At 66.5% G+C, this 13,615-nt stretch carries 15 protein-coding genes; 7 read left to right on the top strand and 8 right to left on the bottom strand.

Annotated elements, in window-relative coordinates; translation table 11 throughout:
* Window positions 1–14: 14 nt before the first annotated feature.
* Entirely contained in the window at window positions 15–479 is a 465-nt protein-coding gene (locus tag JQ617_RS37450) for a MarR family winged helix-turn-helix transcriptional regulator (protein ID WP_212030719.1), read from the bottom strand.
* A 97-nt stretch (window positions 480–576) separates the two neighbouring features.
* Between JQ617_RS37450 and JQ617_RS37445 the strand changes: the two genes are divergently transcribed.
* Entirely contained in the window at window positions 577–945 is a 369-nt protein-coding gene (locus tag JQ617_RS37445) for an antibiotic biosynthesis monooxygenase family protein (protein ID WP_212030718.1), read from the top strand.
* A gap of 221 nt (window positions 946–1,166) precedes the next feature.
* Here JQ617_RS37445 and JQ617_RS37440 read toward each other — a convergent pair whose 3' ends face one another.
* Window positions 1,167–2,861: a bifunctional diguanylate cyclase/phosphodiesterase gene (locus JQ617_RS37440; RefSeq protein ID WP_212030717.1), complete on the bottom strand. Its 1,695-nt coding sequence runs from the start codon at window positions 2,859–2,861 to the stop codon at window positions 1,167–1,169.
* A gap of 222 nt (window positions 2,862–3,083) precedes the next feature.
* Between JQ617_RS37440 and JQ617_RS37435 the strand changes: the two genes are divergently transcribed.
* Window positions 3,084–3,344 (top strand): hypothetical protein, encoded by a 261-nt coding sequence (locus JQ617_RS37435; protein WP_212030716.1) that lies wholly within the window; start codon window positions 3,084–3,086, stop codon window positions 3,342–3,344.
* Between the two features lie 6 nt (window positions 3,345–3,350).
* On the opposite strand, the gene JQ617_RS37430 is transcribed toward JQ617_RS37435, so the two are convergent.
* The 3 genes from JQ617_RS37430 to mtgA all read right to left on the bottom strand — a co-directional run bounded on the left by JQ617_RS37430 (window position 3,351) and on the right by mtgA (window position 5,182).
* Window positions 3,351–3,998: a hypothetical protein gene (locus tag JQ617_RS37430; protein WP_063686156.1), complete on the bottom strand. Its 648-nt coding sequence runs from the start codon at window positions 3,996–3,998 to the stop codon at window positions 3,351–3,353.
* Between the two features lie 158 nt (window positions 3,999–4,156).
* Window positions 4,157–4,339, bottom strand: coding sequence for a 50S ribosomal protein L32 (gene rpmF / locus JQ617_RS37425; protein ID WP_007598106.1), 183 nt, complete (start codon window positions 4,337–4,339; stop codon window positions 4,157–4,159).
* Window positions 4,340–4,507: 168 nt separating this feature from the next.
* Window positions 4,508–5,182, bottom strand: coding sequence for a monofunctional biosynthetic peptidoglycan transglycosylase (gene mtgA / locus JQ617_RS37420; protein WP_063686154.1), 675 nt, complete (start codon window positions 5,180–5,182; stop codon window positions 4,508–4,510).
* A 161-nt stretch (window positions 5,183–5,343) separates the two neighbouring features.
* Between mtgA and JQ617_RS37415 the strand changes: the two genes are divergently transcribed.
* Entirely contained in the window at window positions 5,344–6,267 is a 924-nt protein-coding gene (locus tag JQ617_RS37415) for a polyprenyl synthetase family protein (RefSeq protein ID WP_063686152.1), read from the top strand.
* 9 nt (window positions 6,268–6,276) lie between these two features.
* Window positions 6,277–6,969, top strand: coding sequence for a DUF1345 domain-containing protein (locus tag JQ617_RS37410; RefSeq protein ID WP_212030715.1), 693 nt, complete (start codon window positions 6,277–6,279; stop codon window positions 6,967–6,969).
* A 155-nt stretch (window positions 6,970–7,124) separates the two neighbouring features.
* Here JQ617_RS37410 and JQ617_RS37405 read toward each other — a convergent pair whose 3' ends face one another.
* Both JQ617_RS37405 and JQ617_RS37400 read right to left on the bottom strand, forming a co-directional pair.
* The gene (locus tag JQ617_RS37405) at window positions 7,125–8,951 is read right to left on the bottom strand and encodes a caspase family protein (RefSeq protein ID WP_212030714.1); all 1,827 of its coding nucleotides are present in this window, start codon (window positions 8,949–8,951) and stop codon (window positions 7,125–7,127) included.
* 173 nt (window positions 8,952–9,124) lie between these two features.
* Entirely contained in the window at window positions 9,125–9,553 is a 429-nt protein-coding gene (locus JQ617_RS37400) for a GFA family protein (protein ID WP_212030713.1), read from the bottom strand.
* Window positions 9,554–9,647: 94 nt separating this feature from the next.
* Between JQ617_RS37400 and JQ617_RS37395 the strand changes: the two genes are divergently transcribed.
* From JQ617_RS37395 to JQ617_RS37385, 3 genes are all read left to right on the top strand, one after another.
* Window positions 9,648–10,022, top strand: a complete 375-nt coding sequence (locus JQ617_RS37395) for a nuclear transport factor 2 family protein (protein WP_063686144.1) — start codon at window positions 9,648–9,650, stop codon at window positions 10,020–10,022.
* A 220-nt stretch (window positions 10,023–10,242) separates the two neighbouring features.
* Window positions 10,243–11,100 carry a class A beta-lactamase gene (gene bla / locus JQ617_RS37390; protein WP_212030712.1) on the top strand — a complete coding sequence of 286 codons (858 nt, stop codon included), beginning with the start codon at window positions 10,243–10,245 and terminating at the stop codon, window positions 11,098–11,100.
* Between the two features lie 45 nt (window positions 11,101–11,145).
* On the top strand, window positions 11,146–12,756 hold the full coding sequence (locus tag JQ617_RS37385) for a Na+/H+ antiporter (protein WP_249157833.1): 1,611 nt from the start codon (window positions 11,146–11,148) through the stop codon (window positions 12,754–12,756).
* A gap of 49 nt (window positions 12,757–12,805) precedes the next feature.
* Here the strand turns inward: JQ617_RS37385 and JQ617_RS37380 are convergent, their stop codons facing one another.
* A complete protein-coding gene (locus tag JQ617_RS37380) occupies window positions 12,806–13,615 on the bottom strand; it encodes an N-acetylmuramoyl-L-alanine amidase (protein ID WP_212030711.1) in 810 nt (269 codons plus the stop codon).

Raw genomic sequence — 13,615 nt, 5'->3', positions numbered from 1 at the left:
GCGGGCAGATGCGATTACCCCTCGCCGCTCCCTTCAAGCCGATCGCGCAGCGCGCCGATCACGCGATGGGCCGTCTCGATCTCCTTCACCGACAAGCCGTCCGCGAGGCCATTGACCCATGGCGACTGCAAGCGGCCGGCGGCATCGTAGACCTGCTTGCCCTTGTCGGTGAGCACCACGAGCTGCGCCCGACGGTGATGCGGATTGGTCTCGAACGCGACGAGGCCATCGCGCTCGAGGTCGTTGACGATGCGCTGCACGTTCTGGCGGTTGGCGCCGAGATTGCGCGCCAGCCAGGCCACCGGCTCGGGGCGCTCGGCGTCGACGATGGTCCCCAGAATCTGCCAGCGCGCGCTGGTGAGGCCGAGCGAGGCGACCAGCCGGTCGCCGGCGGTCAGCAGCAGGCCGTTGGCCCGGAACAGGTCGAGGATGAAGCCGGTCAGGGCGTCGCCGGCCGGGGTCCGCTTGGTTCTGGTCATTTGTAATGATCGCCCTATATTGACATCATGATGTCAATTATCTATGTCACACCATGTCGAATTGACATGATGATACCAATTTACACGGAGTGATGCCATGCCCCAGATGCGTCCGCTCGACCCAACCTTCCCGATCGACCGCCAGATCGCGCTCGATGCCGGCCCCGTGGTGCTGGTGAACCTGTTCACGCTCGATGCGGCCGACGAACAAGCCTTCCTGAAGGGATGGCAGGACGATGCCGCCTTCATGAAGCGGCAGCCGGGTTTCATCTCGACCCAGCTCCACCGCGCCGTCGGCGACAATCCGACCTATCTCAATTACGCGGTGTGGGAATCCAATGCGCTTTTCCGCGCGGCGTTCACCCACCCGGAATTCCGCGCCAAGATCGCGGACTATCCGGCGTCGGCCGTCGCAAGCCCGCATCTGTTCCAGAAGGTCGCGGTCGCCGGGATTTGCGTGGCGTAGGTGCCGCACCGTCCATTGCGAGCGCAGCGAAGCAATCCAGCCTGCCACCGCGGAAAGATTCTGGATTGCTTCGCTGCGCTCGCAATGACGGAAGGGAGAGTTGCCCCCACGCGCACTATTGTAGGGTGGGCAAAGGCGCACTTGCGCCGTGCCCACGATCTGCCTGAGTTGGAGAGAGATGGTGGGCAGGCGCTTCGCGCCTTTGCCCACCCTACGGCATCTCAGCCTGCCGCAGGCAGCGCATTCTCGGCCGGCGCGCCCCAGGGGCGGTCGGCTGAGGCGAGGCCGATCAGGCGGCCCTGGATGTAGTCGCAGCCCCAGTCGCGCAGCATGTTGGCGGCGTCATCGTCCTGCACCCATTCGGCGACGGTCTTGATGTCGAGGCGGCGGGCGAGGTCGATCAGCGTCTGCACGAAGGCGCGGTCGTCGGCGGAGTGCGTGATGTTCTGCACGAAGGCGCCGTCGATCTTCACGATGTCGACGCCGAGCTTGCGCAGGTTCCGGAACGAGGTGTAACCAGCCCCGAAATCGTCGATGGCGATGCGGCTGCCGAAATTCTTCAGCCGCGTGACGAAGCCGCGGACGTCGTCGATATCCTGGATCGCGACGGTCTCGGTGATCTCGACAATCAGCCGCTCGGCGACGCCGGGATGCGCTCGCATCAGCGATTCGATGCTCGCCCACCAATCCGGATCCATGGTGGTATCAGGCGAGATGTTGAGGCTGAGGCTGACGTCGGGCGCGGCCGCGAGCTCGGCGACCACGAGCTCGAGCACGCGATGATCGACGAGGCGGATCAGGCCGAGCCGCTCGGCGACCGGCACGATGTCGGGTGCGAGCAGCACCTGGCCGTCGCCCTGGTCCATCCGCACCAGGCATTCGTGGAAGGCCCGCTCGCGCGAGACGGCCGACACGACAGGCTCGTAGGCGAGCTTGATGCGGCGCTCGTTCAGCGCGGTGACGATCTCGTCGGTGACGCGGATGTTGACGCGGCGCTGCGCATCGCGCGTGGCATCCGGACGCCAGGCCGCGAACGAGCCGGCGCGGCGGCGCTTGGCGGCGTCGAGCGTCTCATGGGCGCGATTGACCGCTTCGTCGGTGTTGCGGGCATAACGCGGCAGGCTCACCGCGCCGATCGACGCAGTGACCGAGACCGGACCGGATTTGGTCGGCACCACCTCGTCGCGGATGCCGGCGAGGAAGCGCTCGGCGGCGACGTTCATGTCGTCGGTGGTGCAGTTCTTCAGGATCAGGCCGAACTTGTTGCCGGAGAAGCGTCCGAGCACATCGCCGCCGCGCAGGCGCGCACGGATGCGCTTGGCGATGTCGAGGATCACGGCATCGGCAACGTCGAAGCCGAAGGCATCGTTGACGCGGGCGAGATGATCGATGCCGACCAGCATGAAGGCCGCTGTCGAGCGGAAGCGGGTGGTCTCCTCGATCGCCTCGGCCAGCGCCGCGACCAGATGCGAGCGGTTGAGCTCGCCGGTCAGCGGATCGAGCCGGGCGAGCTTGGCCAGCTCCTCGTCGCGGGCGTGGCGCTCATTGTTGATGCGGACGGAGCCGATCGCGCGCGTGGGGCGGCCGTCAGGGCCGGCGAACCAGCGGCCGGTCTCCTCGACCCAGACCACGGGATCGGAGGCGCTCATGCGCACGCCGTACTCGACCCGGTAGGGCGTGCCGTCGGCGCCGTGGACGGCGGAGGTCTGCGCCAGGGCGGCGGTCCGCAGCGACTGCGCAGGCTCGATCAGCTTGGCGAATTCGGAACCGGTCGCGAGCCGCTCGGCGGGGATGGTTGGGAAGACGGCACCGACCTGCTCGCCCCAGACGATGACGTCACTGGCGATGTCCCAGGCGAACACGGCCTGACCGAGCGCGGCCAGAATGTCGGAGGCTTGCGGCAATGCGGGGGTCAAAATCGCCTCGTTTCGGGACAGCGGGGAGTCCTGAGCCGGCACAGGATACGGCTAGATTCGCCCCCGACCCTAGGCAAAGTTGATAAACAATTTGGAAACCACGTTGTGAAGCGAGGTGGGAACCAAATCGGCCCCTCCGGCATAGGCCTTGCGAGTACTGACACGCAACCGGCGCCCGCGTCCCGAAACGCGACACTATCTGCCGGATCAACGGTGATCGCGATGTTGAGTACTGATCGATCGGACCAATTGGCAGGCAGCATGGGCACGGCCCTGGTGCCGCTGGTCCCGACTGTGCAATGGCTCCACAAGGTGCCGCTGCCCCGCCCCGATCCGAGCTTCGTCACCCAGTTGATCGCCAATGCCGAGCACGTGCCGCAGACCAGCCGGCTCCGCCGCGCCTCCTCCGAGGACGCGCGCATCGCCTATGGCAGCAAGCTCCCGCTTCCGAGCGTCAGCGCCCGCACGCGGCAGGTGGCCTAAGACTGATCAGCGCGGCGTATCGGGCGAGGGTGGCGTGCCGTTGCCCGGCTGCAGATGCGGCGAGGGGATTTCCGGCGACGGCGGAATGCTCGGCACAGGCTTCGGCGCCGGATGATCCATCAAAACGGATTCGGCGACCGACTGCGCGGAAGGTGCGGGCGGCACCACCGGCTCCACCTTCGTCAAAGGCTCGAACGTGGGTTCGGGTGCCACATCGTCCGCCGGCGGGTCAGCCCGGCGCTTGGCCTTGCGCGGCGCCGGCACCGTGGTCTCGGCGACATAGGTGACGCGGCGGCGCGTGCGCTGGGCGATGCCGCCGAGGAAATCGGCCATCGAAAGCAGCACCAGCAGGAAAAAGGTGGAGTTGCCGAATTTCGGCCACATCACGAATTCGGCGGCGGCCGCGCCGAAGATGATCAGCGACAGCAGATGATCCATCAGGAATTTCGAGCCAGGCCGCGCGCCCTTGACCACCTCGAGCAGCAGCAGCACGACGCCGAGCGCAAGCAGGAGGTCGGCGAGCGTGACCGGCCAGGTCTCGCCCGTGATCATCGGCACCTTGAACAGCACGTCCGTAAAGGACACGCTGGGCATCAGGAAGGCGATGATGTTGTAGACCGCGAGCGGAATCAGGAGCAGCGGGAAACCGACCATCGGCAAAACGCCTTCTCGATCAAGATATGCAGACAGGACAATGCGGCGGCGAAGCATTAGCTCCGCCGCCGTCACTGTCATATCTCATGGGTTGGCCGAAATCAGGCGGCTCACGTCATCCTGATTGAGGATAACCCGCCCAAAGAAACAGTCCGTTCTCAGGACTCTTTCTTCTTCAGGACCTGCCGGCCCTTGTACATGCCGGTCTTGAGGTCGAGATGGTGCGGACGACGGAGCTCGCCGGAGTCCTTGTCTTCCACATAGGTCGGCTTCTTGATGGCGTCTGCCGAGCGGCGCATGCCACGACGCGACGGCGAGGTTTTTCTTCTCGGAACGGCCATTTCAATATCCTCTAGGGATTGGTGTCATCAGGGCATCGTCCCCGAGGGACGGCTCAGCACCCGCAATACGGGGCGAGCTGAATGCCGATCAAGGCCGCGCTTATAGAGGAAGGCCGACCGTAAAGCTAGGCTCTTGGGCCGGAAAATGCGCCCGAAAAGGGCCCGAAATCAGCGATTTTCGCGCCAACAGGTGACCAATGAGCTGGCCTGCCCCCGCGCCATATAGGTGGCCGCCAGCCGCCGGACACCCGGTCCCGGGGTCCGGGCGCTGCGTTTGACCGGATTCGGCAGGATCGAGGCCAGAAGGGCCGCCTCCCGGGGGGAGAGGTTCTCGGCCGACTTGCCGAAGGCATAGGCGCTGGCGGTCTCGACCCCGAACTGGCCCTGCGGGCCGAGCTCGGCGATGTTGAGGTAAATTTCCAGGATCCGGGGCTTCGGCAGGACCAGGTCGATCCACAGCGCCAGCGGGAATTCCAGCGCCTTGCGGACGAAATCCCGCCCCTGCCAGAGGAACAGGTTTTTCGCCACCTGCTGGGTGATGGTGGAGGCGCCCCGGAACGGGGTGCCATCCTCCTTCGCATCGTCGATCGCCTCGCGCAGCGCGCCCCAATCGATGCCGTGATGCTTGCAGAAATGGGCATCCTCGGCCGCCACCACCGCGCGCGGCAGATAGGGCGACATGTCGGCCAGGTCGATCCACTCCCGCTGCATCGGTGCGCCCCGCAAACTGCGCCAGGCCATCAGCGTCGAAACCGGGTGGCCGGCGCGGTAGAACGGCGCGATCAGATAGGGCGCGAGGACCACGACCGCGAGCGCCACCAGCAGGATTTTGACGATGCGCAAATCGACCTTTCCGGCGCAAACTGAACCGCGGCCACGGGCTGGACCATTAAGTCTGTGATAATTCGGGCCTTTTCCAGCACTTTTTAGGCCTTCCAAACGATTGACTGGGGCGGGCGCATAAAGGATTGTCCCGCCGAATTTTAGTTCTGGAGCCTTTCTTGATGACCGGCACGTCCCCGTCCGATTTCGCCAAACGTCTGGACAAGACCGCTGATGACACCGAAGCGCTGCTCGGGCGCCTGCTCACGGACGACATCCTGCACGATGAGATCGCCCGGCCCAAGCGACTGATGGACGCAATGCGCTATTCCAGCCTGAACGGCGGCAAGCGCCTGCGGCCGTTCCTGGTGGTCGAGAGCGCCGCCGTGTTCGGCGTTCCCCGCGAGGCCGCGCTGCTCGTCGGCGCCGCGCTCGAATGCATCCACTGCTATTCGCTGATCCACGACGATCTGCCGGCGATGGACAATTCGGACCTGCGCCGCGGCCGCCCGACCCTGCACAAGCACACCGACGACGCCACCGCGATCCTCGCCGGTGACGGTCTGCTCACACTCGCCTTCGACATCGTCACCCGGGACGAGATCCATCGCGACGCCAATGTGCGGCTGCTCCTGACGCGCGCGCTGGCGCGCTGCGCCGGCATCGGCGGCATGGTCGGCGGCCAGATCCTCGATCTCGCCGGCGAAGGCCGCTTCGGCGGCAACGAGCCGATCGACGTCGCGCGCATTCAGCAGATGAAGACCGGCGCGCTCTTGCGTTACGGCTGCATCGCCGGCGCGATCCTCGGCCAGGCCTCGCAGAAGGAATATCAGGCGCTCGACGATTACGGCCGCGCGCTCGGCGAAGCCTTCCAGATCGCCGACGACCTGCTCGACGTCGAAGGCGATGCCGCCGCCCTCGGCAAGCCGGCCGGCGCCGATGCCGCGCTCGGCAAGACCACCTTCGTCACCCAGCTCGGCATCGACGGTGCCAAGCAGCGCGTCCGCGACCTGCTCGCGCGCGCCGACAGCGCCGTCTCGATCTTCGGCGACCGCGCCGCCGTGCTGCAAGCCGCCGCGCGCTTCGTCGCCGAGCGGAAGAACTAGCGCATCCCGATGGCGGCCGAGGGCAAAGACGATCCCGTCCTCGTCCGCTTCCGCAAGATGTCGCGGCCGGTGCGGCTGATCTATGCGCGGCCGCGGACCTTCATCGCGCTCGCGGCGGGCATCCTGGTCGCCCTGCTGCTGCCGGGCTCGCACCGGCTGGTGACGCGGCTGTTGTTCGGCTGGGATGCGCTGATCACGGTCTATCTCGTGCTGGTCTATGCGATGATGCTGTGCAACGACCACCAGCACATCCGCCGCGCCGCGGCGATGCAGGACGACGGCCGCTTCGTGATCCTGCTGGTGACGGCCATCGGCGCCTTCGCCAGTATCGCGGCGATCGTCTCCGAGCTCGGCACGCCGCATCGCGGCGTGCTGGAGCTGACCGTCGCGATCACCACGATCGCGCTGTCATGGGCCACCGTGCACACCACCTTCGCGCTGCATTACGCTCATGATTATTACCGCGACGCCAAGCCGGGCGGCCTGCAGTTTCCAAGCGGCGACAAGGAAGTCCACGCGGACTATTGGGACTTCGTCTATTTCTCTTTCGTCATCGGCATGACCGCGCAGGTCTCCGACGTCGGCATCACCGACAAGACCATCCGCCGCACCGCCACCGCCCACGGCATCGTGTCCTTCATCTACAACACGGCCTTGCTGGCGCTGACGGTGAACATCGCGGCGAGCGCTATCGCGACATGACGTCGTCCCGGCGAAGGCCGGGACCCATACCGCGTGATCCCTCGCATTCGAGCGGTGCGAGTACAGGCGAAGATCTCTAATTGCCGGTCTTCGCCAAACTTTTCCCTGGGGGTATGGGTCCCGGCCTTCGCCGGGACGACCCCAGAGAGTTTCCCTCAGTAACACACCTCGGCATTGGCATCGTTGCCGGGGCCGCCGCCGCCGCGATATTCGAGATGGCAGCCGCGGCTGACCGGACGGCACCCGCTGCTGTTGCAGAAGACCTGCCCGCCGCCCGAGCGACGGCCGGCGCCGGCTGCGGCAGCGATGCCGGCAGCCGCTCCGTAGCCGCCTGCCGCTTCGCCCGCCGCACCGCCGGCCTGACGACGCTGCCGCGCAGGGCGCTCCTCGCTGTCGTCGCGCTTGGCCGTTGCGGGCTTGGCCGGCTTGGCGGCGCGCTGCTTCTCGCACTCATTGTCGTCGTTGATCGCAAAGCCCTCGCGGCAGACGATCTTGGTGCACTTGTCGCCGTCGACCTTGAAGCCGTGCTCGCAGACCAGCGGGCAGACGCGTGACGGCTTCGCCTTCACCGCGTCGAGCGCGTCGCTGCTCGCGACCTTCACGTCGAGCTTGGTGCCGGCATAGCGGTTGAACTGCGACAGCGAGCGCTGCGAAGACGTATTCCAGTTGCCATCGGCCTGCCCCGAGAAGCAGCCGACCCGGCCAAGCTCGGTCTGCACCGAGCGGCTGAGATCGGCCGGCGCAGTCGCAGGCGTCAGCGAGGCAACGTTGGTACCGGCCGGGCTCGCAGTGCTGGCCGGCGCGGTGCTCGGCGCGGCAGCGGCGAGATTGACGCGCTGCTGCTCGGCGGCGGCGGCCTGCTGCTGCGCCTGCTCCTTGGCCTTCTGCGCGGCAAGCTGGGCCTGCTCGGCCGCCTTGGCATCGGCCGCGGCCCTGGCCTGCGCATCCTTCTGCGCGCCGACGGCTGCGAGACGGTCGCGCTCGGCCTCGGCCTGCTTCGCCTTCTCGATCGCCGCCGCGTGAGCCTGCTCGGCGCCGATCTTCTCGAGCTGGAGTTTTGCGAGGTTGGAATAGAAACCGTCGGGATGCTGGGCGAGGAACGCTTCCCACGCCGCCCTGTTGCCGACCTGGAGCGAGAGCTCGTAGTCGCGGCGGATATCGGCCTGCGGGTTCGCGACGGGCGCCGCCGGTGCGGCGGCCACCGCCTTGACCGGCACCAGCGGGACATCGTCGCCGCCGAGCGAGCCATAGACGAACGGCTCCTGCTTGTTGCCGGTCGACTTGAGCACGTCGTCGCGCACGAAACCGAAGGCACGGCGGACGTCGAGGCCCGGCGTCGTCAGGTGCTTGGAGAGCGCCACCGTGAAGGGGCTGTTGGCGCCGTCGCCGTCCTGCGCCGTGAAGCCGGCCTTCGCGGAATAGGCGATCAGCGTATTGGGACTGGTCGGTTCGACCTGGGCGAGACCGCGACCGATGCCGCGCGAGGCGATCGTGCGCTTCATGGTCTTGCCGAACGGATTGTCGCGGCAGGCGTCGAGGATCACCAGGCGGAGCTGCTTGGCGGGCTCGACCGCGACCAGAACCCGGTCGAGCGACAGCGCCTCGTCGTAAACATCGGTGTCGCGCTCGAGCCTAGCGTCGACCGGGATCAGATAATTGGAGCCTTCGACCTCGATGCCGTGGCCGGCATAGTAGACCACGGCGATATCAGCCGTACGGGTCGCATCGGCAAAGTCGCGCAGCACGCGCCGGGTATCCTGGGCGGTCAGATCGTGCCGGGAATCCACGACGTCGAAACCAGCCTCCTTCAGCGTCTTCGCCATCACCGCACCGTCGTTGACGGGATTGGCCAGCGACGGCGCGTGCTGGTAGGCCGAATTGGCGAGGACCAGAGCGACGCGCTTACCTGCGTGAGCGGGCCCGGCGCCGAACACCAGCGCGGCGGCGAGGAGAAGCGGACAAAGTCTGAGCAAACTGCGCATGACACGACTTCCGAAGTTCAGGACCCGACTGGGCCTTTGGGACCGCTTTAGCAGGATCGGGTACCGGCGCTTGTGACCGACGTCACGAAGGCGGCGTCCGGCGACAAAACGAAGGTTCCCTCTGGTTTGTCGCGCCAGCGCGGTCGGGGTTCGCCGCCAAACGGCCGGGTTCCCTAGGGATCGCCGATATGCCCCCGATATTGAGGCAGATCGTCCGTAATCTCGTGCCAGGGCGCCTTCGAGCCCACGAAAATGTGGGCGCTCGGCCGGATCGAGGGGGCATCGACCAGGGTTCCCATGGCGACATGGACCCATTTCCCCTCGCGCACCCGGGAATAGAGCAGCGAGCCGCATCGGGCGCAGTGGGCGTCATGGGTGACCTCGTCCCCGTAAATGAGCCGCTGCTCGCCGCCCCGAACGATGCGGAGCTTGTCCTGCGGGATACCGGCGAACGGCTTGAAGGCCGCCCCGGTGGTGCGGCGGCAGTTCGAGCAATGACAGTTCAGCGCATAGGAGAACGCGTCGGTCACCTCGAAGCGCACGGCGCGGCAATAGCATTCGCCGGTCAGGATACGAGCGTTCGAATTTTCTGATCCGGTCATGACGAGGCCTCTGCGCAAATGGCTGACACACCCATAGCGCATCTTGCACTGTACGACTAAGTTCGCCCCCAGCCATCATTCAAAGGGATGACCCATGAGCCAGAACCGTTCGAGCGTCGAAGCCGTCGTGCAATCCTATTTTGACGGGCTCTATGAGGGCGATGCCGAGAAGCTCGGCGCCATCTTCCATCCCTCCGCCGATCTGCGCTGGGTCGAGAAGGGCGAGCTGCAGGTCCTGACCGTACCAGACTGGCTCGACCGCGTGCGCAAGCGTCCCTCCGGCAAGGCCGAAGGCAAGCCGCGCGAGGATTTCATCGTCACCATCGACCGCTCCGACGACAAGACCGCCTTCATCAAGGTGCGCTGCCAGCTGCCGCCGCGCTTTTTCACCGATTATCTGGTGGCGATGAAGCTCGCCGACGGCTGGCAGATCGTGTCGAAATCGTACCGGTACGACCTGAGGGATTGAGGGGCTACTCGCTCCACCGCCTGAAATCGGACGCACTCGCTCGCCACTCTCCGCGATTGCGAGCGCAACTCTCGCCACACGTCATTGCGAGGAGCCCTCGCGACGAAGCAATCCAGAATCCCTCCGCGGAGAGCCTCTGGATTGCTTCGCTGCGCTCGCAATGACGACGCGGAAAAAGCGCACGCTACGTTTCCTGCCTCCCCTCGCCCGAAAGTCCCTCATGCCTCTCGATCGCCGCTCCTTGCTCGCCTCGCTCTGCTGGATCGCCGCTGCTCCCGCGCTTGCCGCGGAGGCGCCGCCGGAGCTCGAAGCCTACGAGCGCGAAAGCGGCGGGCGTATCGGGCTCTACGCGGAGAATCTTGCGACCAGCAAGAAGCTCGCCTGGCGCGCCGACGAGCGCTTCGTCATGTGCTCGACCTTCAAGGCTTCGCTTGCGGCCTGCGTGCTGGCACGGGTCGATCGCGGCGAGGAGCAGCTTGTCGCCATGATCCCCTACGGCCAGGCCGACCTGCTGGACTACGCGCCGGTCGCCAAGCAGAATCTCGCGGCCGGCAAGATGTCGGTCGCCGAGATGTGCAAGGCGATCGTTGAACTCAGCGACAACACCTGCGCCAATCTGCTGCTGGCGCGGATCGGCGGCCCCGCCGCGCTCACCGCATTCTGGCGATCGCTCGGTGACGCCACCTCGCGGCTCGACCACAACGAGCCCGAGCTCAACCGCTCCCCGCCCGGCAATCCCCAAGACACCACGACACCGGCGGCGATGGCAGGCAATCTGCGGCGGCTCGTGACGAGCGAGGTGCTGTCGCAGGCCTCGCGCGCCCAGCTCACCGACTGGATGGTGAACTGCAAGACCGGCGCAAACCGGCTGCGCGGCGGGCTGCCGTCAAGCTGGACGATCGGCGACAAGACCGGCAACAACGGCAAGGATGCGTCGGGCGATATCGCCGTCGTCTGGCCCAAACCCAATGCGCCGATCCTGATCGCAGCCTACACCCAGGGCGGCTCGCCGACGGCCCCGCAGATCGAGGCCGCGTTCGCCCGCATCGGACGCATGGTGGCAGAGCGGCTGGCGTAAGGCCCAAACATTGACCTCTTGGCCGCTTCCGGGCCAAGACAGGTCATGATCGCAGCGAAATTCCAGACTTTCCTCATCCTGCTCGCGGTGCTGGCGGGCACCGCCCTCCTCGCCCGCCGTTTCAACATCGCGCCTGCGATCCTGCTGATGCTCTCCGGCGTCGGTCTTGCCTTCGTGCCGGGCATGCCGCCGGTCGAGCTGCCGCCGGAACTTGTGCTGCTGATGGTGCTGCCGCCGCTGATCTACTCGGCGAGCGTCGCCATGAGCTGGCGCGAGTTCAGGAAGAACCTGCGGCCGATCGTGCTGCTGGCGGTCGGCGCGGTGATCTTCACCGCGGCAATGGTGGCAGCCGCCACGCACTATCTGATCGGCCTGCCCCTGACCGTGGGTTTCCTGCTCGGGGCCATCGTCGCGCCGCCCGACGTGGTGGCGCCGCTCGCGATCGCGCGTCGGCTGAACCTGCCGCGCCGACTCGTCGTCATCCTCGAAGGCGAAGGGCTCGCCAACGACGCCACCGCGCTGATCCTCTACCGCTTCGCGCTCGCCGCGATCATGGTCGGGCACTTCTCGCTGCCGCTGGCGGCCGGCGAGTTTGTGCTGATCGTCGCCGGCGAGATTGCCTTCGGTATCGGCGTCGGCTGGCTCTCCCTTCGCTTCCGCAAATGGTCCAGGGACCCGCAGGTCGAGCTGACGCTGTCGCTGATCACGCCCTACGTCTCCTACTGGCTGCCGGAGCATGTCGGCGGTTCCGGCGTGATCGCGACCGTGGCCTGCGGCCTCTATGTGAGCTGGAACGGCCCGCTCCTGATCTCGTCGGCGACGCGCCTGCAGGGCATCTTCTTCTGGGACCTCATCATCTACCTGATCGAGGGCCTGCTGTTCCTGCTCACCGGCTTCCAGATGCGCGCGCTCTACGAGAAGTCGAAGGCGTTTCCGCTCGACGACATCCTGATCGCGACCGCCGTCGTGCTGACGATCATCGTGACCGCGCGCTTTGTCTGGCTTTATCCCGCGACCTATCTGCCGCGAATCCTCTCCAAATCGCTGCGTGAGCGCGATCCGTCGCCGCCATGGCAATGGCCGTTCGTGCTCGCCTTCACCGGCGTGCGCGGCGCGGTGTCGCTGGCGGCCGCGCTGGCGCTGCCGTTCACGCTGCCTGATGGGGATGCCTTTCCCTATCGCGACCTGATCCTGTTCGTCGCCTTCGGCGTCATCTTCGTCACCCTGATCGGCGTCGGCCTGACGCTGCCGCCGGTGGTGCGCTGGCTCGGCGTCGCCGAAGCCGGCCGCAACGAGCATGTCGCCGAGCACGAGGCCGAGATCGCGGCCCGGCGCCAGGCGCTCGATGCCGCACTGAGATCGCTGGATGCGCTCACCGCGGAAAAGGAAGTCTCCGACGAGGTAATGCAGCTCCTGCGCGCCCGCCACGAGATCCGCGCCAACCAGCTGCCTGACTCGCTCGACCCCGCCCACCACGACGTCTCCGCCGCCGGCACCGCACTGACCCGCAACCTGATCGACGCCGAGCGCAAGTTCATCCACGACCTGCTGCGCGACGGCCAGATCACCGACGAGACGCGGCGGCGGATCGAGCGGGATCTGGATCTGGAAGAGGCAAGCCTGGCGAACCGGGAGTATCGAGGCGGGCCGCTGTAGCCTCCCGTCATTGCGAGCGCAGCGACAGTTGCTGAAGCAACGGCGCACCCTACCGCCGCTCGCAGAACTCTCCCACTGCCGCCGCCACGGCCCCGGCGATCTGCTCCTGCCGCTCCGCCGAGTTCATCTCCATCTCCTCGTCGCGGTTGATGATGGAGCCGGCTTCCAGCAGCACGGCGGCGCTTCTGGTTTGCGACAGCACGACCAGGCCGTCGTAGCGGTAGACGCCGACATCCTTGTCGAGCAGCTGGCGCCGGTAGCGGCCCATCACCGGCAAGCTGTATTGGCTGGCATAGCGAAGGCCCTGCTCCTTCAGCTGCCGGCCGATCATCCGGGCCAGCTTCAGGCTGGTGGTGAAGTGCGGATTGCGTTCGGAGACGAATAGCGAGTGACCGGAAAACCGGTCGCTGAAATAGCTCTTCGCGCCGTCGAACTCCCAGGCCTCGAGCAACTTGTCCGGGACCGAATCGTGGTGAACCGACAGGAACAGATCAGCCCGGCCATCGTTCGCCGCGCCGACGCGCTTGAACAGGCTCGGCCGCGCCTTGCCGTCGGTGACGAGCAGACGGGTTGCGGCAAAGCCCTCGGATTTGAGCTTCGCCGCGATCAGCCGCGCAAGCCGGAAGTTGAAGCCGAACTCGGGATCGTTGCGCGCGCTCAGCGCGCCATAGGAGTCCGGCGTGTGCCCGACATCCACGACGATGCGGAATTTCGGCGCCTCGCATGCAGCCGACGGCTGCGGCGGCTTCGGCCTGGTCTTCTCCGGCTTTCTCGCAGCCGCAGCCTCGCCGACAGGCACCAGCGACGAGGCCAGGAGCGAGGCGACCAGTCCGGCGATGATGCTGCGTGATCCTCCCAA

This window comes from Bradyrhizobium sp. KB893862 SZCCT0404, assembly GCF_018130885.1.
GTDB lineage: Bacteria > Pseudomonadota > Alphaproteobacteria > Rhizobiales > Xanthobacteraceae > Bradyrhizobium > Bradyrhizobium stylosanthis.
The sequence above is the reverse complement of the archived record's forward strand: the minus strand, read 5'-3'. Positions and strand labels throughout refer to the sequence as shown.

Coding starts and splice junctions, on each gene's coding strand:
- JQ617_RS37450 (WP_212030719.1), bottom strand. CDS start 479: ATGACCAGAACCAAGCGGACCCCGGCCGGCGACGCCCTGACCGGCTTC.
- JQ617_RS37445 (WP_212030718.1), top strand. CDS start 577: ATGCCCCAGATGCGTCCGCTCGACCCAACCTTCCCGATCGACCGCCAG.
- JQ617_RS37435 (WP_212030716.1), top strand. CDS start 3,084: ATGTTGAGTACTGATCGATCGGACCAATTGGCAGGCAGCATGGGCACG.
- JQ617_RS37430 (WP_063686156.1), bottom strand. CDS start 3,998: ATGGTCGGTTTCCCGCTGCTCCTGATTCCGCTCGCGGTCTACAACATC.
- rpmF (WP_007598106.1), bottom strand. CDS start 4,339: ATGGCCGTTCCGAGAAGAAAAACCTCGCCGTCGCGTCGTGGCATGCGC.
- JQ617_RS37415 (WP_063686152.1), top strand. CDS start 5,344: ATGACCGGCACGTCCCCGTCCGATTTCGCCAAACGTCTGGACAAGACC.
- JQ617_RS37410 (WP_212030715.1), top strand. CDS start 6,277: ATGGCGGCCGAGGGCAAAGACGATCCCGTCCTCGTCCGCTTCCGCAAG.
- JQ617_RS37405 (WP_212030714.1), bottom strand. CDS start 8,951: ATGCGCAGTTTGCTCAGACTTTGTCCGCTTCTCCTCGCCGCCGCGCTG.
- JQ617_RS37400 (WP_212030713.1), bottom strand. CDS start 9,553: ATGACCGGATCAGAAAATTCGAACGCTCGTATCCTGACCGGCGAATGC.
- JQ617_RS37395 (WP_063686144.1), top strand. CDS start 9,648: ATGAGCCAGAACCGTTCGAGCGTCGAAGCCGTCGTGCAATCCTATTTT.
- bla (WP_212030712.1), top strand. CDS start 10,243: ATGCCTCTCGATCGCCGCTCCTTGCTCGCCTCGCTCTGCTGGATCGCC.
- JQ617_RS37385 (WP_249157833.1), top strand. CDS start 11,146: ATGATCGCAGCGAAATTCCAGACTTTCCTCATCCTGCTCGCGGTGCTG.